Annotated in this window: 18 protein-coding genes and 1 pseudogene; 5 read left to right on the plus strand and 14 right to left on the minus strand. The window is 64.9% G+C overall.

From position 1 onward, the window contains the following. The first annotated feature begins 3 nt into the window (after nt 1-3). The 5 genes from Q0627_RS06225 to Q0627_RS06245 all read left to right on the plus strand — a co-directional run bounded on the left by Q0627_RS06225 (nt 4) and on the right by Q0627_RS06245 (nt 5,087). Nucleotides 4-1,638: a thiamine pyrophosphate-binding protein gene (locus Q0627_RS06225; protein ID WP_298808430.1), complete on the plus strand. Its 1,635-nt coding sequence runs from the start codon at nt 4-6 to the stop codon at nt 1,636-1,638. A gap of 12 nt (nt 1,639-1,650) precedes the next feature. After that, nucleotides 1,651-2,319, plus strand: coding sequence for an SRPBCC family protein (locus tag Q0627_RS06230; RefSeq protein ID WP_298808432.1), 669 nt, complete (start codon nt 1,651-1,653; stop codon nt 2,317-2,319). After that, on the plus strand, nt 2,316-3,341 hold the full coding sequence (locus Q0627_RS06235; protein ID WP_291015801.1) for a 3-oxoacyl-ACP synthase III family protein: 1,026 nt from the start codon (nt 2,316-2,318) through the stop codon (nt 3,339-3,341). Before Q0627_RS06230 ends, Q0627_RS06235 begins: the two co-directional genes overlap by 4 nt. Nucleotides 3,342-3,376: 35 nt before the next feature. Beyond that, nucleotides 3,377-4,369 (plus strand): histidinol-phosphate transaminase, encoded by a 993-nt coding sequence (locus Q0627_RS06240; RefSeq protein ID WP_298808436.1) that lies wholly within the window; start codon nt 3,377-3,379, stop codon nt 4,367-4,369. 175 nt (nt 4,370-4,544) lie between these two features. Further along, nucleotides 4,545-5,087: a hypothetical protein gene (locus Q0627_RS06245; protein WP_298808439.1), complete on the plus strand. Its 543-nt coding sequence runs from the start codon at nt 4,545-4,547 to the stop codon at nt 5,085-5,087. Between the two features lie 1,030 nt (nt 5,088-6,117). On the opposite strand, the gene Q0627_RS06250 is transcribed toward Q0627_RS06245, so the two are convergent. From Q0627_RS06250 to infC, 14 genes and pseudogenes are all read right to left on the minus strand, one after another. Beyond that, complete coding sequence (locus Q0627_RS06250; protein ID WP_298808442.1) at nt 6,118-7,182, minus strand: hypothetical protein; 1,065 nt, start codon at nt 7,180-7,182, stop codon at nt 6,118-6,120. A gap of 3 nt (nt 7,183-7,185) precedes the next feature. Beyond that, nucleotides 7,186-8,400, minus strand: coding sequence for a sensor histidine kinase (locus Q0627_RS06255; protein ID WP_291014157.1), 1,215 nt, complete (start codon nt 8,398-8,400; stop codon nt 7,186-7,188). After that, nucleotides 8,397-9,062: a response regulator gene (locus Q0627_RS06260; protein ID WP_298808447.1), complete on the minus strand. Its 666-nt coding sequence runs from the start codon at nt 9,060-9,062 to the stop codon at nt 8,397-8,399. The genes Q0627_RS06255 and Q0627_RS06260 overlap by 4 nt, the downstream gene beginning before the upstream one ends. A 165-nt stretch (nt 9,063-9,227) precedes the next feature. Further along, complete coding sequence (gene pheT, locus Q0627_RS06265; protein ID WP_298808450.1) at nt 9,228-11,705, minus strand: phenylalanine--tRNA ligase subunit beta; 2,478 nt, start codon at nt 11,703-11,705, stop codon at nt 9,228-9,230. 41 nt (nt 11,706-11,746) lie between these two features. Next, nucleotides 11,747-12,814, minus strand: coding sequence for a phenylalanine--tRNA ligase subunit alpha (gene pheS, locus Q0627_RS06270; RefSeq protein WP_291011596.1), 1,068 nt, complete (start codon nt 12,812-12,814; stop codon nt 11,747-11,749). Nucleotides 12,815-13,040: 226 nt separating this feature from the next. After that, nucleotides 13,041-13,139: pseudogene (locus Q0627_RS06275) on the minus strand (RNA methyltransferase); the annotation flags it as partial. A gap of 20 nt (nt 13,140-13,159) precedes the next feature. Then, nucleotides 13,160-13,678: a hypothetical protein gene (locus tag Q0627_RS06280; protein ID WP_298808454.1), complete on the minus strand. Its 519-nt coding sequence runs from the start codon at nt 13,676-13,678 to the stop codon at nt 13,160-13,162. Between the two features lie 26 nt (nt 13,679-13,704). After that, nucleotides 13,705-14,787, minus strand: coding sequence for an XRE family transcriptional regulator (locus Q0627_RS06285; RefSeq protein WP_298808457.1), 1,083 nt, complete (start codon nt 14,785-14,787; stop codon nt 13,705-13,707). Nucleotides 14,788-14,864: 77 nt separating this feature from the next. Then, complete coding sequence (locus Q0627_RS06290) at nt 14,865-16,025, minus strand: hypothetical protein (RefSeq protein WP_291011447.1); 1,161 nt, start codon at nt 16,023-16,025, stop codon at nt 14,865-14,867. Beyond that, the gene (locus tag Q0627_RS06295; protein ID WP_298808462.1) at nt 16,022-21,238 is read right to left on the minus strand and encodes an ATP-binding protein; all 5,217 of its coding nucleotides are present in this window, start codon (nt 21,236-21,238) and stop codon (nt 16,022-16,024) included. The genes Q0627_RS06290 and Q0627_RS06295 overlap by 4 nt, the downstream gene beginning before the upstream one ends. Nucleotides 21,239-21,829: 591 nt before the next feature. Continuing rightward, complete coding sequence (locus Q0627_RS06300) at nt 21,830-22,624, minus strand: RNA methyltransferase (RefSeq protein ID WP_298808464.1); 795 nt, start codon at nt 22,622-22,624, stop codon at nt 21,830-21,832. Between the two features lie 40 nt (nt 22,625-22,664). Continuing rightward, a complete protein-coding gene (rplT, locus tag Q0627_RS06305; RefSeq protein WP_298808469.1) occupies nt 22,665-23,045 on the minus strand; it encodes a 50S ribosomal protein L20 in 381 nt (126 codons plus the stop codon). A gap of 50 nt (nt 23,046-23,095) precedes the next feature. Beyond that, entirely contained in the window at nt 23,096-23,290 is a 195-nt protein-coding gene (gene rpmI, locus Q0627_RS06310; RefSeq protein ID WP_005178720.1) for a 50S ribosomal protein L35, read from the minus strand. Between the two features lie 114 nt (nt 23,291-23,404). Further along, nucleotides 23,405-24,058 carry a translation initiation factor IF-3 gene (gene infC, locus Q0627_RS06315; protein WP_291014141.1) on the minus strand — a complete coding sequence of 218 codons (654 nt, stop codon included), beginning with the start codon at nt 24,056-24,058 and terminating at the stop codon, nt 23,405-23,407. Between the last annotated feature and the right edge of the window lie 268 nt (nt 24,059-24,326).

The raw sequence follows: 24,326 nt of genomic DNA on the forward strand, positions 1-24,326 counted from the left end.
GAGGTGAGCACAGTTTCCACCCACCTGCCGACCACCGTCGCCGACCTGATCGTCGAACAGCTGCGGCAGCTCGGTATCTCCACGCTGTTCGGGGTGCACGGCGCCAACGCGGAGAACATCTTCGACGCGGCGCTTCGGCACCCTGACATCACACCCGTCATCGCCAAACACGAATTCGCCGCCGGTGCGATGGCCGACGGGGCCGCACGCATCTCCGGCGGAATCGGCGCGGTACTGACCACCTCCGGTGGCGGTGCGCTCAACGTCGTGCCCGCGCTCGCCGAGGCCTACGACAGCCGCGTACCGGTGCTGGCGCTGATCGGCACCGCGCCGCGCCCGACCGTCGGCCGCGGCGGTTTCCAGGACATGCTGACCCCGCCCGACACCATCGACCTCACCGCGGTCCTCGCGGGGGTCACCGGAGCGTACGCGGTCGTCGACGACCCCGATTCTCTGGCCGCCGCATTCACCGTGGTGGTCACCGCCCTGCATCGCGGACTACCCGCGGCGCTGGTGATTCCGAAGGACGTCCAGGCCGCGCCGGCCCGCCCGGCCGCGCCGCCGCGACCGCTCCCGCCGGACTCCTCACCCGAGAGCAATTCTCTGGCCGCCCGGCTCACCGAACTGGTCGCCGACGGGGGCCACGTCTGTATCTGGGCAGGCGAGGAGGCATCCTGGCTCCGGCTTCGCGAACCGATCGACGCCCTCGCCACCTCGTTGGGGGCGACGGTCGTCGTCTCACCCGGTGGACGTGACGTCGGTGCTACCGGGCGGTGCGCGGGGGTGACCGGGGTGATGGGTCATCCGTCGGCGCATAAGGCACTCAGCGAAGCCGACCTGTGGCTGGTGCTGGGCTGCCGTATGTCGCTGACGGACCGCGCGGGCCTCGATGATCTCGCCTCGGCGACGCCGATCGTACATGTGGGGGCGTGGCCACCCCGTACATCCGCCGTCACCGAACACATTCCGTGTACCGACCTGAGCGCCTTCGTCGAGAGTCTGACCGGACACATCGGTGCCGCACCCGCGGCGCCGCCGGCCGCCGTGATCGACTATCTCCGGACGCCGGACACTGATCTCCCACTCGACATGCGCACGGTGATCGATACGATCGGCACCCACCTGCCAACGGGCTGCGCGGTCTTCGCCGACGCAGGCAACACCGGGGCGGCATCGATCCACTATCTCCCGTTCGGCGACTTCCGGTTCGGGGTGGCGCTCGGCATGGGCGGGATGGGACACGCGATTGGTGCCGGGCTCGGGTGCGCCCTCGACTCAGGTAAGCCGACCGTTGTCATCGCCGGGGACGGCTCGTTCTTCATGCACGGGATGGAGTTGCACACCGCCGTCGAATACGGCGCGCCGCTCACTCTGGTGGTGCTCAACAACAACGCGCACGCGATGTGCGTGACCCGCGAACACCTCTACTTTCCAGATGCGCCCAGCCTCAATCGATTCGCACCCACCGATATCGCCGCCGGGGTCGCGGCCATGTTCCCCGGACTCAGCGTGTTCCACGCCGCCGATGCCGCCGAATTGGCCACGGCCTGCGCCGACGCGCTGACCACCGCCGGGCCCGCCTGCCTCGTCGTCGACGTCGATCCCGATGAAGTCCCCCCTTTCGCACCATTCCTCTGAAAAGGCACACATATGACCGACGCGTCCGCGCCTCCCAACCCGGCACTCGCCGATATCTCCGAACCGCTCGACGGTGTGTTCCGGATAGAAACCCATCCGCGTTCGGCGAACACGGCACTGGTCGTCGACAAGATCCGTTCGGTGTACCCGCACCAGCAGATCTACGGAAAGTTCTGTCCCGTCCAGGGTTACGTCGATGCACCGCCTCGCGAATTGTACGAGTGGCTGGCCGATACCCGATCGCTGGAGGAATGGACGTACAGCACCAGAGGATTCAGCCGCGACACTGATTCCGGCCTGTGGGTGGGTTACGACATGCTCAACGCCGACACCAAGATCTACGTGCGCACCGAGGCCAATCCTGATGCCATGACCGTCGACTATCACTGTGCCTGGGATCAGGGTGAGCACCTGTGGATGATCTACCTTATGCGGGTGGTCGACGCCCAGATCGTGCTGAACAAGCCGGGTTCGGTGGTGTTGTGGAACAACTGCCGGCATCCCTTCTACGACGACAATCCGTTCCCCGACACCGCGCCGCCGGAGCGTGAGGAATGGGTGGGCGACCTGTGGGACATGTTCTGGGCGGGGCACCAGGTCGAACTCGACAACCTGACCGCCATCGCCGAGTTCCGGCACCACAACGGCCTTCCGCTGACCCCTGATTGGATGCGCACATGAGCACTACACCCACCGTCCGGCTGGCCGACCTGGCCACCTATCGACCCGAAAACAGGGTTCCCGCAGACTATTTCGCCCAGTTCGCGGAGACCGACGAACTGGCCGGGAACGTGATGTTCCGATCACCCTCGTTCCGTCACCACGCGGCCGACGGCGAGACCTCGGCCGACATGATCGTCACGGCGGCAAAGACTCTCACCGACCGCCATGGCGCCGACTATCTCGACGACGTCGACGTGGTGCTCACCCACAGTCAGCTTCCGGAGGTTCCGGTGCGTGGCTGCGTCGGCGAGGTGGCGCACCGGCTCGGGTTGCGGCCGGAAGTGGTGCTCGATGTCCACAACGGTGGATGCGCCGCATTCATCCTTCTCGTCGAACTGGCGGGCGATCTGCTGCGGGCACGCGGAGCCCGCAAAGCACTGATCGGGCTGGCACAGAACAGTGCCGGGCAGATCTTCGTGCAGGAACAGGTGCGTGGAAAGGCCCAGGCGTCCATTCCCGGTGACGGTGCGGCGGTCGCGGTGCTCACTCTCTCGGAAGTGGGAAGTCCCGTCCTGGACACGGTGTGCCGCTCGTACGGCCAGTATTCGGCCGACATGACCGCGGTCTCCTCGCCCGAACGCAAGTACTGGGAGGCCGGGCCTGGCCAGATCCACGTCGGGTTCACCGAGGCCAAGATCGCGAAAGTGCTGGCCCGCGGAAACCGGCTGGTGCCCGAGGTCGCGTACGAGGTCGCCGGCCACATCGGGGTGCAGACCCGTGATCTCGACGCGTTCATCACCAATCAACCAAACCGCATCTTCCTGCGGAACTGGCGTGAGGCCCTGGAACTTCCGGAGGAGCGCCACCCCGACACGTTCGACGAGTGCGGAAACCTGTTCGCCGTCGGCATCCCGATGACACTGGATGCCGCGGTGGCCGACGGCCGGATCACCGACGGAGATGTGGTGTTGATGGCGGCGTTCGCCCACGCGGGTGATTTCGCCGCCGCGGGCGCCATCCGCTGGGCCGGCCGGTCGTGAGCGGGCCACTACGCCATCCCGGCGACCCCCCGCTGGTGGCTCGTTGCGATCTCAACGAATCCGCCTATCCGCCGTTACCGGCGGTCGCGACCGCGCTCGCCGAGCAGGCTCGTCGTGCACACCGCTATCCCGAGTTCCTCCCGGACACTCTGCGCGCGGCGATCGCAACGCATCTGGGTGTCGACCCGGCCGCGGTGACTGTGGGCGCCGGCGGCACCGCCGTTGCGTTCACGATCCTGCAAGATTGCCTTACTCGCACCAGAACTCGGCGGCCGAGGATCTCCACCCCGGTACCGACGTTCGACGGCTTCGCGATCCTCGCCCGGATGCTCGGCGCGACGATCGATCCGTCTCCGCTGACGCCGTCAGGGATTCCCGACCTCGATGCTCTCCTCGCGGGTATCGGCCCCGATACAGCCGCCGTGATCCTGTGTTCTCCGCACAATCCGACCGGTGCGATCATCGGCAATGCCGAGCTACGCGCATTCTTGCGCGCAGTCCCCGCCGGTATTCGCGTGATCCTCGATCAGGCGTACGTCGAATACCAGGAGAATCCACCTGACATCGCGCAATTGCTGGGGGTGAATCCGGATCTTGTTGTGCTCCGCACATTCTCGAAGGCATATGGTCTTGCCGGCGTCCGAGCGGGTTACGCATTCGGCCTACCGGAGAGCATCGCCGGATCACGAGGCCGCGAGATTCCGTTCGCGGTGAGCGCGGCCGCAGAATGCGCGGTCCCGGTCGCGTTGGCCGCCCAGCGTGAGTTGACGTCCCGTATCGAGGCCATGCGCGCCGAACGCGACCGCCTGATCGGGGCATTGTCCGCTCTCGGCGGCACGGTTCTGCCGAGTCACGCGAACTTCGTGTACCTCCCCGGTGACGACGGCATCGCCATCGGCCGGCTGCTGCGCAGCATCGGAATCATCGGCAAGGAGTGCCCGACACACGGCTTCCGCCTCACCATCGCCGACACCCGAACCACCGACTACCTCGTCGACGCACTCCGCCTCACCGCCCAAACCGCCTGACGCACCGGTCGTTACTCATCCAAAGCAACATCCGAAGCAGAAACCGGCGCTGAACTGTGCCTTGTCCGGATTCGGTATCCCTGCTTTCATAGAACGACCAGCCTCAGTGTCTCCTCTGTGCCGGGGCTCTGGTCCACGAGCTGGCGGGAACAACTACGCACACTCGGAGGAAATCATGTTCTCGCATCACCATAGTTCTCTTCTCTTTCGGACCGCGAGCACAAGGACGGCGACCCGACCCATCGCACGATGGTGTGCCGCCGCCACCTGTGCCGCCGCCGTCGTCGGGCTTGTCGCCACAACCGCTCCGGCGCACGCGGCCACCCGGTCCATCACCGGGGATGCCTCGTTCGTCATCAACGACTACGAAAACTTCGGTTCGGACGAACGCTGCAACCGTGATGTCAACATCAACTTCACACTGACCTCCGGACAGACCCGCTCGAGGGTTGCCACGGCCCGATGCGGTGGAGAGATCCGCGTCGAGCTTCGCTACACGGTCCGCGAAGAGAACGGTACCGTCTACCTCACCAAAGGACGCGTCGACTTCTTCGAAGGTGACAGCGAGAACACCAACGACCTGGACGGTACGAAGCGACTCGCGGCCGACAATATGAAACCGGGCGAATCACTCACGTACCGACCATTTGTGTACAACCGTGACGAGAACGAGCCACGTGACTGGGCTCGCGTCGAATTCACCCTCAACAACGGCTGAACAAGGCGAGAACCTCACACCGCCCAAACCACTCGACGCACGAAAGTAATGCTGCCTGCTCCAGAACCGGGAGTAGGCAGCATTACTTTTGAAGCTGATTGAATCGACGAGCAGGCGTGACCCGCTACGAACCCAGCGACCCGAAGTACGTAGGTGACTCGTCCGCCGATGGCGTCGCCACGGTCCCCGGTGAAGATACCGTCGGTGAGGTCGCACCCGACGTAGGACGAACACTGCTCGAACCGATCCGGGTCGTACCCGTCTCCTTTCCGTCGACCTGCACGAAGATCCCACCGCCGGCGAACGAATCACATTCCCATTTCGCGGAGTAGTTGCCAGATGGCACGTCCACTAGCATCAGCGTCCACGTCGATTTCGGGGCGATCACCTGGCTGGGAGTACTGTAACCCGCCATGCCTTCCAGGCGGAAACCACACTTTCGATTGCTTTCGGTGAGGTTGTTGAGTTTCACCAGAACCGTGTTCGCCGAGGGTGAAGTCACAGTCCCACTGGCATAGGGGCCGGCCACTGCGGGGGTGGCAGTCAGTGAAAGCACAGCAGCAGTTCCCAACACGCCGACTGCGATGTTACGAATCCTTCTCATTATAGGTGCCCCTTCATTTTCGCGAGCTGAATCCCGCGCCCGATTTCAGTCCGATTACTATGATCGATAGTCTGCTACCTTGGATACCCACTAATTCGCACTACCTATGCCGAGCGCAAGGCGTTCCACCGCTACCGCGGCAGGCAGTGCAGTCTCCGAACATCCCCCAGACGTGGCCTGCTCCTTTGCAGGTTGAGCACCGATGCTCCCTGCAATCTTTGCACTTGTCGTCGTACATCGTCGTCCCTTCATGACAATTCTGGAAAGTAGCATCTGACAGTTCATCACCGAGTTGTAAGACGCCAGTTCTACCTCTCGCCAACGGTATCGGTTCGTTTATCCAGGAGTGAGCCGTATCTTTGCGTGCCGCACAAAACTGGGGGTTGATTCGCAAAGCTCATGAACGGCTCGTAGGTGGAGTGAGATTCAGTGGAAGACAGTGACGTCGCCGGAGTGATCGAGTTCGTAGCGCACGTTCTCGTCGCCGTCACGCAACAGGACCGACGCAGCAATTGAGCGGCCGGGCGTAGCTACGCGCACGAAGACCTTGCCGGACTCGGTGTTCGCCAGGACATCCGCGCACAAGGCCGCCAAAGCCGACGTCACCCGATCATCGAGCGCGACTGCAGCCGGATCGTCATCGAGATGCGAATCGTCGATGAAAGTGACGTCGACGCCACGCAGGCGGGCTTCGTAGGCGAGCCTGTCGAGTTTCAGTTCCGACATCAACGGTGCCCGTAGCCGGTCACGGAGATGGGCTTCGAGGAGCGCGCACTCTGTTCTTTCGGCGTCGGACAGCTCCTCACCCGAGGCGATTCGTTTCAGCAATGGCCTGGCGAGGGTGTTGAGAATGTCCAGTTGCTGGGTTCGTTCCTCGTCGGCGGCAATATCGGCGGAGGTTTGCGCGACTCGTTCCAGTGTTTGTTGCCGTAGCAGGAACACGGACGACGCGGTGGGACGCAGGACCAGCGCGAACAGCATCGACATCGTCAACGGTGCCGCATCGATGATCATCCGGGATACCCCGTCCATGAACGTCTGCCCCGTGGCCTGGCCCCAGAATCCGAACACCACCGCCATCGCCGCCACACCCGCGAACACCGCGGGGAAACGGCCGCGGACAGCGGTGAAACAGTAGACGGCGGTGGGACCGCCATGAATCCACATCAGCAGTACCGATGGCGCCAGGTCTGCGGGTGTCTGGAGCAGTGCGAGTGCGCTCACCAGCGGGCCGGTGAGCAGCGCCACCAGCGTCGGCAAACCTGGGAGCGGATCACCGTGCGCACGCACGATGACAACGACCGAGCAGGACAGTACGGCGGCGGCAAGCATCGGTATCCAGGAATCGGTCTCCCACGACAGGTAGCCCACGACGGTCCAGACGGCCGCAAGGAACGCACCGACCACGATCCAGACGCCCTGTTGCCGAAAGCCGAGCATGTCCGAAACATCCCGGCCTACCTCGGCGAAGACAACACCATCCGCCGCCATCGGTCACCTGCCCCATTCCAGAACGACGATCGTTCCGGCGCCCGGCGCCGACAACAACTGTGCCGACCCGCCGTTCAGGGCTTCCATCCGTCGCCTGATGCTGACCGCGATTCCCAGCCGCGATGACGGAACCTGGTCCGGGTCGAACCCGACGCCGTCGTCGGCCACCACTACCTGCACGCCCGATGAGTCAACTCGCACGTCGACACTCACGTGCGCCCCGGCGCCGGCATGCCGACGCGTGTTCCGCACCGCCTCGGCGGCGGCACCGGCCATCGCGGTGGCGACCTGTTGGGGAACGCTCCCCGAATCATCGACGTCGGCAGTCGTGATCTGCGCCGGTTCCACCAGCGCCACTGCTGCACGAATCCCATGCACCATCGTCTCCGGCGATATCGTCACTCCCTCGGTGCCACCCGTCGGCGCGTCCAGCGCGGCGAGTGCCGCCGAGGCCTCGCTCGCCAATTCCGGCGCCGCGCCACGGCGGGCCGCTACCAGCAGACTCGCCATCACCGTGTCGTGGGTCAGCGCGGCGAACCGGTTGCGTTCATCGGCGCGCGCCTGCGCGTCGGCGCCCTGAGCCGCGGCCCGATAGGCATCCCGGCGCGTGGAATCGAGGATCTGTGCGGTGCGGCGGGCCATGCTGGTGGCGGCGACGAACACCAGCGAGAAGGCGAACGCCCACGCGACGTCCGGGATCAGGGGGCTGTTCCGTTCGGGGGATCGCACCTGGTGGCTGATGGTCAGGGCACCGGCGACCACGAGAAGCAGATAGCCGATGGCGATCCGCGCGCGGCACGCCAAGGCCATCGCCGCGGCTGCCAGGCCGGGGAAGTTGGAGAACCAGATTCCGCCGATCGCGTCGAGTCGTTCACCGTTCCAGCCGAACCACCACAGGCCGAGCGCGATCGCGTAACCGGCTGCGGCAGCGAACGCGGCGACCCGTAACCGAGTCAGATCCGCACGCCACGCCATCGGTGCCATCGCCAAACCTGTACCAAAGATCAGGACCGCCGCCGTGGCTGTCCACCACGTGGACATCACAGACGACGCCTCGAAGATCGGGGCGATACTCTCCGCCGCGTATGCGGCGTAGCCGACAGCTATGAACACGGACATCCGGCGCAGAATCCGGCGCCCGGCGAGTTCGTCCGACCTGTCGGCAATACCGGACTGCCGTGCCGACGGACGCAGTCCCGTACTCCCGACGATCGTCACCGCGATTGACGCGGTATCGGCAGCAATCCGTCCTCGATTGCGCGCTTGTACAGATCCGTCTTGGTGGGGGCCGGGCGCCCGGCTTCCTTGTATCGGACACGAATGCGGTTGACATAATCGGTCACCGTCTCCCGGGCGATTCCCAGCTCGCGGGCCACGCGATCACCCGACTCCCCCGCCGCATACAGTTCCAGCACCCGTCGGAGCTGCGGCGACAGGCTGACGAACGTGCGGTCGGACTCGATCGCGGCCGCCCAGTCGATCCCGGGCGCGACGTCGCCGGCCAACGCTCCGCGTATCGCTTCGAGAAGTTCACTTTCGCGCGCGTTCTTGCGAACCACGCCGAGCACACCGGCCGATGCCGCCTGACGTACCAGATAGACCTCGTCGGCAGAGGTGTACACGAGGGTCGGTATTCCCGCCTCAGTCAGCGCATTGATGTTCGCCAACGGTGAGCTGCCATCGTCCAGCCGCAGATCGAGCAGAACGAGATCGACGTCGGTTCCCTTGGCACATTCGTCCAGGAGCTCACCGACGGTGCCGGTACCCACGACCATCTTCAGGTCGGCCTGTTCGTCCAGCGTCGCCCGAAGGCCACGAATGATCTGTTCGTGGTCGTCGATGACACCGATCCTCGCAACAGGGGCCACTGAATAAGTCATTCGCCCATTTTCAGGCATAGCGACAGCCGCGCCTTAGTACTACTCAGATGTTCAGCCCTTTATACGACGCTCCGAACGGCCAACCGCCACCGGCGAATTCGAGCCAAAGCGGCAATTCTGACAATTGCACCACGGGCGTGCAGCCGCGAACCGGACGACCGACGTTCAGCGCAAACGGGCTCCGACACGGCTGCCGGCCTCGTCGACGGCGGCGAGTTTGGCGGCGTTGGCCTCGTCCTCGGTGAGGGTGCGGTCACCGGCGCGGAAGCGCAGCGCGAACGCGAGGGACTTGTTGCCTGCGCCCACCTGGTCACCGGTGAAAACGTCGAACAGTTCGAGCGACTCCAGCAGGTCGCCGGCACCGTCGCGCAACGCGTCGGCGACGTCGGCTGACGGCACCGACGCATCGACGACGACGGCCACGTCCTGCAGGACGGCTGGGAACACCGACACCTTGGGTGAGGGCAGCACAGTGGTCAGCGGCAGGGCGTCGACGTCGATCTCGAAGGCGCACAGGCGCTTCGGCAGACCGGCCCGCTCCAGGATCGCCGGATGCAGCTCACCGGCATGGCCGACGGTCACACCGTCGATGATCACGGCGGCACAGCGGCCCGGATGCCAGGGGGCGAAGTCCGCAGCTGCCAGCTCGATCTGGACACTCGCTGCTCCGGCGACGGTACGGACGGCTTCGAAAGCGTCCAGGTAGTCGGCGGTGCGGCCCGGCCCCCACGGTCCGGCCGGATCACGCAGACCGGTCAGCACACCGGCCACGTACAGCGGCTGACGGGGAAGCGATGCGTCGAGGGCGGCGATCTCGGCGTCGTCGGGACGCTTGGTCACGTCGAGAGCGTCGACCGAAGTGACGTTGTCCCCGGCGATGACGACCTGCCCGATAGTGAAGAGTGCCAGATCACGTTGTCCGCGGGCGATGTTGCGGGTGGTCATTTCCAGCAGGCCCGGCAGCAACGTGGTGTTGAGTTCCGGACGGTCTCGCTCGAGCGGATTGAGCACCTTGACGGTGCGGCGACGCTCGGTGTCGGGGGCCAGGCCCCACTGGTCGAACACGCCGGCGGGCATGAACGGGTACGGCAGTACCTCGGTGAAACCGTCGACGGCCAGTACCCGGCCGATGCCGCGGCGACGGCGCTGGGCCGCGGTGAGCCCGGTGCCGGCGGGTGCCCTCGGCGGGACGGCCGGGATCAGCTCCAGACCCTCCAGGCGCAGCACCTCCTCGACGAGGTCGGCACGTTCGCGCAGGTCGGGACGCCACGACGCGGGGGTAACCGTCAGTGGATCGGTGCCAGAGACGGCACATCCGACCTCGGCGAGCCGTTTGGCGGTGGTGCCCGGCTCGTAGGTGATACCGGCGACCTTGTCCGGCTCGTCGGCGGCGATGGTGATGGGCACAGCCGGCTCGGTGTCGACGCGCACACCGGCCAGCGGGGAGGCGATCACACCCCCGGCGATCTCGACGATCAGCTCGGCAGCACGATCGGAGGCGGCGACGGTGATCTCCGGGTCCACGATCCGCTCGAAGCGCTTGGACGCCTCGGAGGTCAGCTTGTGCCGCTTACCGGTGCGGAACACCCGTACCTGATCGAATGTCGCCGACTCCAGCAGCACCGTGGTGGTGTCGGCGGACACCTCGGTGGAACCACCACCCATCACACCGGCGAGGGCGATCGGCCCGGACTCGTCGGCGATCACCACATCCTCGGGATCGAGAGCGCGTTCGGCGCCGTCGAGGGTGGTCAGCGTCTCCCCCGATGCCGCCGACCGGACGGTGATGGTGCCGGTGATCTTGTCGGCGTCGAACGCGTGCAGCGGCTGGCCGAGTTCGATCATCACGTAGTTGGTGATGTCGACGATCGCGGAGATCGGCCGGATCCCGGCAACGAGCAGACGTTTCTGCATCCACCACGGTGACACCGCCGCGGCGTCGACGCCGGTGATGACGCGGGCGGTGTAGCGGGTAGCCGCCGAATCGGGCTCGATCGCCACTGGCCACGCATCCCGGCTGCCGTCGTCGGCAAGCGTCGGGCGGCCGGCACCCGGATCGACGAACGGCACGCCGAAGCTGCCGGCAAGCTCGCGGCCGAGGCCACGCACCGAGAACGCGTAACCGCGGTCGGGGGTCACGTTGATGTCGATGGCGGTGTCGGCCAGACCCAGCACCTCGCGGGCGTCGGCGCCGGGTTCCGCGGTACCGGGAGCGAGCACGAGGATGCCCGACGCGTCTGCGCCGATCCCCATCTCGGCGACCGAGCAGATCATGCCGTCGGAGGTCTTGCCGTAGGTCTTGCGGGCGGCGATCGCGAACGGCCCGGGCAGCACCACACCGGGCAGCGCCGCCACGATCAGGTCGCCCTCGGCGAAGTTGCGGGCACCGCACACGATGCCGCGCGGCTGCTCCTCACCCACGTCGACCTGGCAGAAGCGGATCGGCTTCTTGAATTCGGTCAGTTCCTCGATGGCTTCGACGCGGCCGACGATCAGCGGGCCGGTGATCTCCGGGAACGGTTCGACGTCTTCGATCTCGAAGCCGACGCGCACGAAACCGGCGTCCACCTCGGCGGCGGTGGCCGACCAGGCCGGGTCGCCATGCCGGAGGACGTCGGTGAACCAAGACAGTGGAGCACGCACGTGAAGTCAGCTACTTTCGTCGAAAAGTGGTGGTCGTGTGATCAGACTGCGGGGCCGAACGGCTGGGTGAAGCGGACGTCACCCTCGACCATGTCGCGCATGTCGGGAAGATCGTTGCGGAACTGCAGCGTGCGTTCCAGACCCATACCGAAGGCGAACCCGGAGTAGACATCGGGGTCGATTCCGCTGGCGCGCAACACATTCGGGTTGACCATGCCGCAGCCACCCCATTCGACCCAGCCCGCGCCGCCCTTCTTGCCGGGGAACCACACGTCGACCTCGGCGGACGGCTCGGTGAACGGGAAGTAGCTCGGCCGCATCCGGGTGGTGGTGTCGGGACCGAACAGCGCCTTGGCGAACACCTCCAAGGTGCCGCGCAGATTTGCCAGGGTCAGCCCCTTGTCGATGGCCAGGCCTTCGATCTGATGGAACACCGGGGTGTGGGTGGCGTCGAGTTCATCGGTGCGGAAGGTGCGGCCCGGGCAGGCCACATAGATCGGCAGCTCGCGGGTGAGCATCGAGCGCACCTGCACGGGCGAGGTATGGGTGCGCAGCACCTGCCGCGAACCCTCGGGTGCGATGTAGAAGGTGTCCTGCATCGAACGCGCCGGATGGTCGGGCAGGAAGTTGAGGGCGTCGAAGTTGTGGTGTTCGGTCTCCACCTCGGGGCCTTCGGCGATCTCCCAGCCCATGCCGATGAACACGTCCGCCACCTGCTCGGCGATCACCGTGATCGGGTGACGCGCACCGACCCGGCGACGGGCACTCGGCAAAGTGACGTCGACGGACTCCGCAACCAGCACCGCTGCGTCGCGTTCGGCGTGCAGTACCGCGGTGCGGGCGTCGAGGGCCGCATTGACCTTGCCGCGCGCCTCGTTGACGAGCTTGCCGGCTGCGGACCGCTGTTCCTTGGGGATGCTGCCCAGCGCGCGGCGGGCCAGCGCGATCGGCGACTTGTCACCCAGATGCGCCGTCTTGGCCTCTGCAAGGCTGTCGAGATCGGCAACAGCGGCAAACGCCTCGATCGCAGCCGACGCGGCGGCATCGAGCTCAGCCGGTTCCGGGAACGTCAAGGTTCCGCCCGCAGTGGGGGCGTCAGAGTTGGCCACGGTCGGCGATCTCCTCGTTGTTGTCGCTGGATGTGCCCGATTGGACCCCATAAAGACTAGTCGACCGGCGAGAACGGCCGGGCCGCAGGCCGACGAAGCGGTCCGTGCCCGGGTGGTCACCACGGGACTGTTCTCTTTTCCCATGTATCCCATGGGCTCTTTGTACTGGCCGGTTACGACATTCAGCCCTTACGTCAGTTCGCCTATCTGCCTTGACACGGACGCTTTAGTGGAGGCAGATAGCGGCTGCTGCGGCGACATCGAGGCTTTGGGCGCGGCCGCGAATCGGGATGGACACACGATGGTCGGCGGCGGCGAGGACATCTTTTTGTCCGGCGCGATCGGCTAGGCCGGCAACAGACCCACCTCGTAAGCCCACCCGATCACGCTGTCGACCCGCGGCAAGCGCATGTCGGTCGCGAGCAAGGCTTCATAGAGTTGCTCGGCTTCTTCGGTGTCGCGCGAGCGCTTGTATGCCTCGATGACGATGTGCATCGTAGTCACGAATCGCAGGTTCCGCGCGCGTGCCTGCGCTCGTGCGTCCCCGTCGTCGATCACCGCGATCATCCCGCGTGTTGTTGCGCATGCAAGCACTGCGCACTCGCCGAGATTCTTCGTGGGAACGTCACCTGACGGCATGTCGACCTTGATCAGCATCTGCAGATTCTGCTCGTCCTCGGTGAGGATGCCTCGCTCTACCCACGGGAGACTGTCGATGTCTGGGAGGTCGTAGCCACGCTCGCGGCCGCGGCTGATCTCCACGTCGACGCTGTCGGGGATCAGGATCAACCCCCGCGGGGCGAGTTGCTGCAGGACATCTTCCCGTTTCGCTCGGCAGAAGTGGGTAAAGGTGGACGTGTCCATCACCCAACGGGATTCGCCGCCGGCGGTCACAGGCTCACGTAGTCGGCGGCCGATTCGATCCGCTGTTCGGGAAGCTCGTCCTCGGCGAGGCTGCCGCGAAGCAGTTCCGTCGCCCGCGCCGCAGACATCCGCCGATCCACGTACGCCTCGATGATCGCGGCGGTGATACCCGGTGACAATGATGGCGCTTTCAACTCGTCTGCGTTCAGCGTGATGCCGAGTTTGGCGAACTCGCCCGGTACCGGCAGCCGCGTTTCCAGAGCGCGGTAGTCGGTGTCGGTGATCAGGTTCAGGTTCCGCAGGTGCAGGATCGCGGCCGTCCACGACATCCGAAACGCTCCGGCGACGAACACCGCTTTGTCGCGAACCGACCGCGACGGATCGCAACCCCACGCCATTGTGACGCCGGAGCGGGGTGCGAGGAAGTGCGCGGCGAACGAGTTGATCATGCGCTCAGCGTCTTGGGCACCGACGTCGTACGGGTCACCAAACAACCAATGCCCGAGTTCGTGCGCCAACGACATCCGACGACGACCCACCTTCGGATCACCATCGATCACCGCGGCCGCGACACCGCCGGCGACTTCCACCAGCGCTCCGTCAGCACCACCGGCACCGAGCGGCAACGAACACGAGTACAGCCCGAAACGTTCGGCGGTTCGGGCAAGGTCGAGCAACGGCGTATCGGAGGCGCCAAGATGCTTCCGAACTTGTGCAGCGGTCGTCTCGGCCTCTGTGTGATCCCGTGGAAGCCGCCACACGCGTTCACGGTCCTCGCCGGCGATCACACCGGTAGCGAGCAGTGCGGCCACATCACCAGAGAACAGCTCCAGCTGACGATCCAACCCGGCGGTCACCTCATGCGAGGGTGCCGCATCAGTGCGTCGACTCACCACAGCCGGCAACGGGTCACGCACGAACCACGCCAGCGGCACGCCCAACGCTGCGGCCAGTTCGACCAGTTCCACGGCCGATACCTTGCGTTCACCCTTCTCGATACGGCCCAGTGCGGTGCGTTCGATCCCGACACGGTTCGCGAGGTGTTCCTGTGTGAGGTCAAGGTCGACACGTGCCCGGGCAACCCGCTCGCCAAGCGTTTTCCCGTCCATATGTGGGATTTTCCCACATCGACTGCACGGTGTCGATGAGTCTCTCATGCGCGGGCGTTGTATCTCCCCGATGGACACTAAAAGGCAAGGTACGTTCTTGTCGCGTCCAGTTGCACATCGTTGAGAGGAGTCTGGTGCGCCAACGCATTGCGTAGGTCTCGAAAGTGCCTGAGCCGTCGCTTCTGTTCGTGTGAGAGCCGCACCGACGCCTTGTGACTGAGCCAGTACAGCGACCCGATCTCGATGATCTCGCTACTTGGGTCATCGAGTGTCGCCAGGTCGGTGTCAGAGATCATGTCGCGGATCGTCTTCTCGAAGTGGGTGCGTTCTTCATCCACGTGCCCGATGAGCGCACGATTGTGCGCGAGCCACAATCGGCGGTGAACCTCCGCCTCATCAATCGCGTGTGGAGCCCACCGGATGTGGTGGCCCCACCGGTCGATCCGGCCCGTCCGCCAGGCGTCTTGTATCGGCGGGGGCGGCGACGTTGGCAGCGGCTCCCCGGGGTAGTGCACCCATTGGCCAGCCACTGCTGAGTCGATCGATTCGCGGGATTGCCGCCATTGCCCGACCACGCCCGCTGCGCTGTCGGTCCGCCGGTCCCAGTTGTCGACGAGATTGTGCAGGAAAGACAAGTCCCAGCCCGAGAGCTCAACCATGACCGCCACTGCGACGAGGTCGCCCACCGGCCGCGAAACTGTGACAGTGGACAGCTGCAGTTCGGTATCGAGCCGGTCGAATACACCCCACCACCAGTGCACGCTGACCACGGTCGGGTCCAGCCGGTCGATCACCAAGCGGTCGGTGTACTCGAGGGACGTAGCAATCAAGAGGGTAGGGATGCGATCCGGTGCGAGAGTTGAGGCGCGAGGCTGCGGTATCCAACGGTTGATGATGTCGGATACGTCGGGGTGCTCCCACGCTGGAACGATCACGGTCTGACCGTGCCACCCTGTCCAATTGATAATCGTGTCCCAGTCGTCGTAGTCGGTCAGTTCCGCTCCGCGGGCGCCAAAAGACGCCAGGACTCGGACGGGAAACACGTCATCGGCGCACTCGAGGCCACAGCTCGAAGTGATCGTGGCCGACAGTTCGTCGAGGATCTGGTCAGCCGTCCCATCGGTGACGGCATGGTCAGGAAAGACGACAACCACGACAGGATTCGTTGCTGCGGCCTCCTCGACCGCGGCGACGAATCTTGCTGGCCCCGGCATCCTGGCCAGTGCCTCGAGGGTCACGCCGTAGCCAGTCGGGTCAGTGCTCGTGCCACGATCTTGTCGACACGGTAATTGTCAGCAACCTGGTCAACGGCGCCCCGCGCGGTGAACTCCTCGATGAGGTCGTACATGTCGGCGCTGTCAGTATCAAGCACTGCGGCGATCTCCGGCACCGACTCGTACTTGTCGTCGGTGTACTCGTACCAGGTCCGCAGCAGCCCACGGGTGCCCGCTTCGGTGATGCCTACTGACAACAGGAACCGTTCGGCAGTCGCCTTATCGGCGGGGAACTGGTCGAGTCGTGCCAGTTCCTCACTGTGGCTTTGGCCGTCGGTGACGTTGTCGATGGCCGAAGCGACCAACTCCGGCCACCCCCGCGACGCCTCGAGTAGATTGCACTGCATCGACGGAGACGCGAAGGAGTTGTCCTGCCATGACCGCAGCCCGTCGCGGGTCCAGCGGCTGGTGTGCACGATGGTCGTGTCCACGACTGTCTCATGGTCGAAGAACTTGGGGGCGGCCGCCAAGGCAGTCTGCCCGACCACGATGATCAGGTGCCCACGGGACCGTCGGCGCATCGACGCCACCGTGGCAGCCAGGCGCGCCGCGGTGCTGTGGTCGGTCGTGGTGGCGTCGACAATCAGACACCGCGGACGAGCAGTGCCTCCTGGAGCAAACTTGAACTCGACGAGTTCCGATCCGACAGTGTCCGATGCCGCGTCGATGACGGTGAGGCTGATCCCTCGGTTGAGCGCAACGTCATTGAGCGTCGGGATGGCTGTGTGGAGGCCGAGCGCCGCGCTGCCGACGATGACGAAGTTCTTCGCCGGGTGAGTCGCCGCATTGGGGAGCAGTTCGGCCAGCTGCTGCTCGGTGAGCGGACTGCGGACAGACTGCCCCGATGCGAGGGTGACCTCGCGACGAGCGGACTTGGGGTTGAAGTCATTGGGCAACTGGAACTCATTTTCTCGCAGCGCCGTCTCGAGTTCGTTCTTCGAACCGAGCATGTTCACGATATTCGGCGACCGCATCGAGTACTTGCCATTGCCGTCGGCCGAGAGGACGCCGAGGCCTTCCATCTCTTCCAGGTACAGGTCGAACTCGGCGGTATTCAACCCGCGGAACCCGTCCTCCCAGTACAGCTCGCAGTGCTCGCGGATTTCGGCCGCAGTGTAGGTGTCCCGGAAATCCGTTTCCATCCCCATGACGGCCACCACCAACGCGATGACGTGGAAACGGTCTTCGAGCGTGATGGTCAGGCGTAGACGGTCTGCGATGTCGCGACGGATCTTCGGGTTCTGCGTGACGGCATCGATGTCGGCGGCAGTGATCGTCACCAGCGGCTCGTCCGCTCCGAGCGCCCTCGCCTCGAGGTGCTGGATCAGCCCGATGCCCACGATCTGGATAGGGCCGGGCTGCAGGTGCGTGTGGGCCAGAAGCCGCCACACCAGGGTTGGTTCTTCGAAGTCGTAGCCCAAGGCCTGCAACGGGCCGACGACGAGGTCGAGGGCAGCACCACCGGTGAGCGGGCCGATCAGGATGTCCTGACCGCCGTGCGCGAGCGGGGTGTTTGCGACGTTCTGCAGCCGCTGGACCTTGTGGAGGCCGGCGAAGATCGGTTTGCACCGACCCCCTGTGGAGTCGAACAGATCCTTGAGCGGGCTGATGTTCGGGAAGCCGATCGCCGACTCCGCCTCGAGGAACTTGTCGGCCTCATCAAGCAGCAGGAGCAGTCGCCGACCGGTCTTGTTCTTGAGCCACTTCCTGATTGCCTTGGTGACCGGCTCAGGCTTGTGTACACGGGTATCGTGGGCGACGATGCCGATCCTGGCGAGCTCGCTGTACAGACCGTTCCAGAACTCAAGCGGCTCGCCCCAGCTACCTAGCCCCTTCAGCGACAGGTCCATGTAGATCGCCTGCTGATCTCCGACTTCGGCGAAGTCCCGTTGGATCTTCCGCAACAGCGCCGACTTGCCGAGCTGGCGGCCGCCGTAGACGAACATCGACCCGGTCATCGCTTCAAGTTGAGCTTGTTCGCTTCGCCGACCGACGAACACCTCGTCCGGGACGTGGCCGGACGCCGACGCGTAGTGGGAGAAGCACGTGTACGGCAGTGTCAACTGCTGCGTCGCGGAGAACGACAGCGGCGAGGTCGTGACGACCGCCGCCGCGACGGCGTGGTCCACGACGATCGCGCTGATCTTCTCTCGGCGACAGACCACCAGGCACTGCCGACGTTCGTCTAGGGACAGCACGCCGTTCACCAGAACGATGTTCGGCCCCATCGGCGGACGGAAGGCCATCAACGTCTGGCGCAGCGTGGCGTGATCATTCACCACTGCCACTTGGTAGTGGGGGGCCTCCGACCCCAGGCCAGGGACGAGGGACTTATCGTGCCGAGACGCGTGAACCTGGTACATCGGGTTACGTCCGGCAACGGTCTGCCGGTCTCCCAACGTCTTGAGATGCAGTCCGATCGTGTTCAGCACAGCATCCATGGTCTTGGTCTGCTTGCTGCGGCTCGCGCTGCGGTCACCGAGTTCCGCCCAGGCTCGCAGCTCTCCGCGGTGATCACCGCTCACTTGCCTATTGTTGGCATTCTCGAACTGATCGATGATGCCGTCGATATCGGCTGGCGCCAGCGTGGCGACGATCTCGCGGAACCGATTGAACCGAGAAGCGTTGCCGTCGATGGAGTTCACGAGCTTCGGCAGCGGTTTGCCAGCATTGGCCTGCGCCAGCAGTTCGTGCGCGCCGACGAAGTCCTCTTCGGCGATCCGGTCACCGATGAACGCGCGGTCCTCCTTCGAGACAGTCTCCAGCACTTCGATCTTTCCACGCAGATCGGACGCCGTCGCCGCACGATGCGCCTTCAACGAGGCCTGCAGCTCAGCCAGCTTCTGCAGCTCGAGGTCGTACCTGTCCTGGTCATACTTCGATGGGCCGACGAGTTTGGCTTCGGCATTAACCTGGTCGCGCTGCGCGTAGTCGTTGACGAAGGTCTGGATGATGTCGCCGCGGGCCTCCGACACACGGCGACGGAGCTTCCCGACCCATTCACCCCGCGCTGATTCGACTGTGGCCAGCAAGTCCGGGTCGGATGCCGCGGCGGCGTCGGCCGCCATCAGATTGCCACTTGCGACGTACGCCTTGACCAGCTGCTCCCCCGACAGCTTGTCGAAGTCGTGTAGGTCTGCGATGACCTGATCGCGGTCGGCGGAGGCCAGCCCCTCGAATACGGGCACGCCCTCGCTGCTCCGAAGTACATGCACGGCCGGCAGCGTGTCGATGAACAGGACCTCATCGACGGTCCGAAGAGCACGCGAATGGACATCCGCGGACAGTATCCACGCCGCGAGCTGACGCAGGGCCGCAGCGCCGGGACCACCGTTGCTGCCCTTCGACAGTGCCATTCGCGCTGCGGCGAGAAGGTCGTTTTGCTTGTCCGATCCGGAGTTTCCTGACTGACCGGTGACCTTCACGGAGGCAGTCAGCGCGCGATCGACAAGTTCAGCAACTTCGCTGATCATCTCGTCCAAGCTGTTGCGTGCGTTCCCGATGATCGCCTCTTTCAGCTGCTGCCGGCTGCTGACTTCTTCATCCGCCGCGGCGATGATCCTGTTCGGGTTCGCCAGTTCGGCGGCGATCGCGGCCAAATCCTTCCGACCCTGATCGCCGCCGGGCGTATCGGCCACGATTGTGAACGCACGGCCAAGGACTTCGCCGGACCTAAGAAGGTAGCGGCGAACGTTGTCGGCACGAGTGAAGTTGATGCGCTTCTTGGTCAATGCGTCGAACCGCTTGAGGGCTTCCGCTTGCACCTTCTCCAGGTTCAGCTCTTCGTTGTTGACGGCCAAGTGCTCCGGGACGAACATCCGGACATCCTGGGCGGCGACTACCAACTGAGACCACGGCATGTCGAGGTTCGCTGCTGAGATGACGTCCGCCATCTCCGAGGTAGGTGCCCACCCAACGGTCAGCGATGCCCGCAGCAGGGCTGCGACAGCGACTCGCGCTGTGTCCGGGTCGGAGAAGTAACGATCGTCCATCTTTGCGAACTCAGTCAGCACTTCCACCGGCTCGAGACGCCCTGGACCGCTGTGGAACGCCGCCGCAGCCAATCGGTACGCGTCGATGTCGGCGGCAGAGCGAACGGCGGCTGCCGCAACAGCCCAGGCCGCGCCATACCGGGAGGCAGCCAGATGAGCTTCGATCTCGCCTGCCACGTCGACATCCGTCACCAGCGGAGGCTGGTCACCGCCCGCGACGCTATCGGACGCGTTGGGTTCGCTGGCGTCAGCGTCCCCGCGAGCGGACACGATCTCCTCAGGCTCGGCGGCGACTGCCGCCTCGTCGGAGGCATCGACCTGTTCGCTTCCAACTTCCGGCACATCAGTGGCCTGCGCCTGTGTGGTCGGCACGACCTCGTCAAGGACGGGCGTGTCAGAAACATCGATGGCCTCCGCGGAGGCAGTCGAGGCATCGACCGCGGCTTCGGTCTCGAATTCTCCCCCCGCTTCCGGTTCCTGCTCGGGGGCGTAGCCTTCCCGTTCGACGTCGACGAGACAGTGGTCGGCCGAGACAACGTCCTGGCCCGATTCGCACTCGTTCGCCCCAGCGTCGTCAACAGATTGAACCGGGTCACCGTGCTCGGCCCTCGATTCGAGGGCCGTCAACTGTTCCTTGAGTTCAGCGATCCGCGCAATCGCTTCCTCGTAAGCAGTGGCCATCACCGAGCTCGAGTCCTTGAGCGGCCCCAAACCGATGAGGGATTGCTCGAACTTGTCGAGCTCATCCCGCTTCGCCTGCCGGTCCAGTTCTCGCTGCAACTGTTCTTGGGCCGCGCTCTCGCGGGCGGATTCAGCACGTTCGAACAAAATATCAAGTACTTCGAATCCGTCGTCTGAATCGGGGGTGTCAGCTGTCAGTGCGGCGAACGCATCAACCCTGGCCACGTTCCACTCGTCGACCAAGCTGACCGCTTCGGACAGGTCTACGGCACCACCCGAGTGGGTGCGTTCCTTCGCTGCGCTCAGCACCTCCGACAACTGTTCTCCGTGCGCGCGCATCTGCGCGAACAGGCGCACAGCTTCGTCGAAATTGTCCTGTGAGACCAAGTCCTTGATGGAGTGGCGGCCGCCGGGCGCAGAGGGTACGCCCGAGCGGATCTGGTCGAGCGCCGTCCGGAACTCATCGTCAGTCTTGCTCTCGGCGAGGGCGATCAACGCCTGCACCCCAGGTCCGCACCCGGTGTGGGTGCTGTGCGTCGTCGCATGATGTTTCCGAAAACTGGTCGCGAGCTCTCCTAAAACGCGATTCGATTGGGTTGGGATATTGAGCCATTCCCGCACCGTCTCGACATCGATAGGCTTGCTATTGCGGCGATTTCCGCTTTTTCGCACGACGTCAGCAAGGAACGGCCCGGATACAAGTAGGTCATCGATCTCTGCGTCGGACAGTAGCTGTAGACACCGGCGGGCGCGAGTCACATTCACGGCGTTGAATATGCCATACCACTCTGACAGATCTGGCGGGCACGTCTATGGCGCGTCAGCACATTGCTGCTCGCGCCCCGATCCGCCTCGTCGGGACCTCCCTCGCGGCTGCGGTGAAGGCAGGTGGTATCGCCATAGCATTGCGAGCCACATCGTAGAGGTAGCCGACATCGCGATTCGGCATCCACTTAAGCTACTCGGACAGCAACGGTCTCGAACGTTAGATCTCTGACCTCGTGCACACGGCCACCTCGGCGCTTCAGCTCACCGGATGCGACGACGCTCACCGACTGGATCGGGAGAGCGTGAGCGGAAGCGATGAGCGCGAAGCTATCGGTTCTGGACGCGGGCGCTTTCGTAGAGGCAGATGGCGGCCGCCGCGGCGATGTTGATGCTTTCGGCGCGGCCGCGGATCGGGATGGAAACTCGATGATCGGCGGCGATGAGGACCTCGTCGGACAAGCCGTGTGCCTCATTGCCGAGCAGCCATGCCGTCGGCCGGGCCAGTACCTCGCCCGCGTCGTCGAGGGACAGTTCGCCGTCGGCGGCAGTCGCCAAGGTGGTGATTCCGGCGGCGCGAATCCGGTTCAGGCCGTCGGTGATCGACCGTTCCCGGACGATCGGCAGGTGGAAGACGCTTCCGGCGCTGGACCGGACGCATTTGCCATTGTGCGGGTCGACCGAATCACCGAGCAGCACAACGGCATCGGCGCCCATCGCGTCGGCGCAGCGGATGATGGTGCCGACGTTGCCGGGCTCGCGGGCCTCGACGGCCACGGCCAGCAGGCGTGGTTTCGCCGCCAGCACCTCAACCAAGTCGGCGTCGAGCAGGTCGCATACCGCGAAGATCCCAGGCGGAGTCGTCGCCTCGGACAGTTTGGTGACGGCCTTGTCCGAGAGGTACAGGACGTCCACCCCACGAGAAGCGGCTTCAGCCACAACATCCTGGTGACGCTCCGCGTCGTCGGCCCGTACCAGCACGACGACAGCGCGGCCGGAGTCGAGCGCGGCGGTCACCGAGTTGGCGCCCTCCACGAGAAATCGTCCCTCGTTACGCCGCACCGACGAACGATGCAGCTTCGCATATGACACGACCCGCGACGAACGTTCGCTGAGAACGTCCATCGCGGGTCGTAAGGCCTTGTTGTCTATGACAACTCGCCGATCAGGCAGCCGGTGCGTTGATATCGGCCGGCAGTGCCTTGCGGGCCACCTCGACCAGCGCGGTGAAGGCCGCGGGATCGGTGACGGCGATGTCGGCGAGCACCTTGCGGTCAACCTCGACACCGGCGGCCTTGAGGCCCTGGATGAAGCGGTTGTAGGTGATGTCGTTGGCGCGGGCAGCGGCGTTGATACGCGCGATCCACAGCTTGCGGAACTCACCCTTGCGGGCGCGACGGTCCCGGTATGCGTAGGTCAGCGAGTGGAGCTGCTGTTCCTTGGCCTTGCGGTACAGGCGCGACCGCTGGCCGCGGTAGCCCTTCGAGGCCTCGAGCGTTGTCCGACGCTTCTTCTGGGCGTTGACGGCCCTTTTCACGCGTGCCATGTCTTAAATCCTCTTAACTCGTCAGAAATCTGGTCTCAAGCGGGCCGCGGTCAGCGGTTCAGCAGGCGCTTGATGCGGGGGGCGTCGTTCTCGCTGACGACGGCGACGCCGTCGAGACGGCGAGTGCGGCGCGAGGACTTGTGCTCCAGGAGGTGGCGACGGTTGGCCTTCTGGCGCACGATCTTGCCGCTGCCGGTCACCTTGAATCGCTTCGCGGTGCCCTTGTGGGTCTTGCTCTTCGGCATGAATATTCCTTCATTCGAGCGAACGGGAACGCGCGCCGGTCACCCGGTGCGTTCTCGTTCGCAGGGACTGCTGCTGTCGTCGGCGGTGTTGCGCAGGCCGACGATGATATGTGGCTAGGTGGTCGGTGCTGCGCTGCCCGGACCCGGCTGCTGCGGTCTCGGACCGCGCTCCTGCTGGGCCCTGACCCTGGTCTTGGCGCCCTTGTGCGGGGCCAGCACCATCGTCATGTTGCGACCGTCCTGCTTGGCGGAGGTCTCGACGAACCCGTACTCGGCGACGTCGTTGCCCAGACGCTGCAACAGTCGGTATCCGAGTTCGGGACGAGACTGCTCACGCCCGCGGAACATGATGGTGACCTTCACCTTGGACCCGTCCTTCAGGAACCGGACGACGTGACCCTTCTTGGTCTCGTAGTCGTGGTCGTCGATCTTCGGACGGAGCTTCTGCTCCTTGATGACGGTCATCTGCTGGTTGCGGCGCGCCTCGCGCTGCTTCTGGGCCGCTTCGTACTTGAACTTGCCGTAGTCCATGATCTTGCACACGGGCGGCCGGGCGTCCGGCGCGACTTCTACCAAGTCCAGGTCGGCCTCGTAGGCCAGGCGAAGCGCATCTTCAACACGCACGATGCCCACCTGCTCCGAATTGGGTCCGACGAGACGGACCTCCGGTACGCGGATGCGCTCGTTGATGCGGGTCTCAGTGCTGATGGGGCCTCCTTGATCAAAACTTTCATGGTGACCGCCGGGGGCTGCTCGGCAGGGCCGCAGGAGATGCGCACTCAGCACAAGAGCCCCGGGACAGATGTCCACAGGGCTCCGATACCGACCGGTTCACCGACACATCTGTCGGCCCGAACCCACGCACACCTGATGCGATGCGACATGGCTCGGCTGGGAACCGGACCGTACAACTTCGGTGACGGAATCGCCGTGTCGTGACGGTGGGAGCGGAACTCCACTTGCGACCCCGGCAAGAACCGGGGCGGTCGTACTGTGGGAGTCTAGCAGCCATGACCTCAAACTCCTATTCGTCACC

Origin of the sequence: uncultured Gordonia sp. (assembly GCF_937858515.1) — a bacterium.
Classification (GTDB): Bacteria; Actinomycetota; Actinomycetes; order Mycobacteriales; family Mycobacteriaceae; genus Gordonia.

Coding starts and splice junctions, on each gene's coding strand:
- Q0627_RS06230 (WP_298808432.1), top strand. CDS start 1,651: ATGACCGACGCGTCCGCGCCTCCCAACCCGGCACTCGCCGATATCTCC.
- rplT (WP_298808469.1), bottom strand. CDS start 23,045: ATGGCACGCGTGAAAAGGGCCGTCAACGCCCAGAAGAAGCGTCGGACA.
- rpmI (WP_005178720.1), bottom strand. CDS start 23,290: ATGCCGAAGAGCAAGACCCACAAGGGCACCGCGAAGCGATTCAAGGTG.
- Q0627_RS06260 (WP_298808447.1), bottom strand. CDS start 9,062: ATGACTTATTCAGTGGCCCCTGTTGCGAGGATCGGTGTCATCGACGAC.
- Q0627_RS06235 (WP_291015801.1), top strand. CDS start 2,316: ATGAGCACTACACCCACCGTCCGGCTGGCCGACCTGGCCACCTATCGA.
- Q0627_RS06285 (WP_298808457.1), bottom strand. CDS start 14,787: ATGGACGGGAAAACGCTTGGCGAGCGGGTTGCCCGGGCACGTGTCGAC.
- Q0627_RS06250 (WP_298808442.1), bottom strand. CDS start 7,182: ATGGCGGCGGATGGTGTTGTCTTCGCCGAGGTAGGCCGGGATGTTTCG.
- Q0627_RS06300 (WP_298808464.1), bottom strand. CDS start 22,624: ATGGACGTTCTCAGCGAACGTTCGTCGCGGGTCGTGTCATATGCGAAG.
- Q0627_RS06280 (WP_298808454.1), bottom strand. CDS start 13,678: ATGGACACGTCCACCTTTACCCACTTCTGCCGAGCGAAACGGGAAGAT.
- Q0627_RS06245 (WP_298808439.1), top strand. CDS start 4,545: ATGTTCTCGCATCACCATAGTTCTCTTCTCTTTCGGACCGCGAGCACA.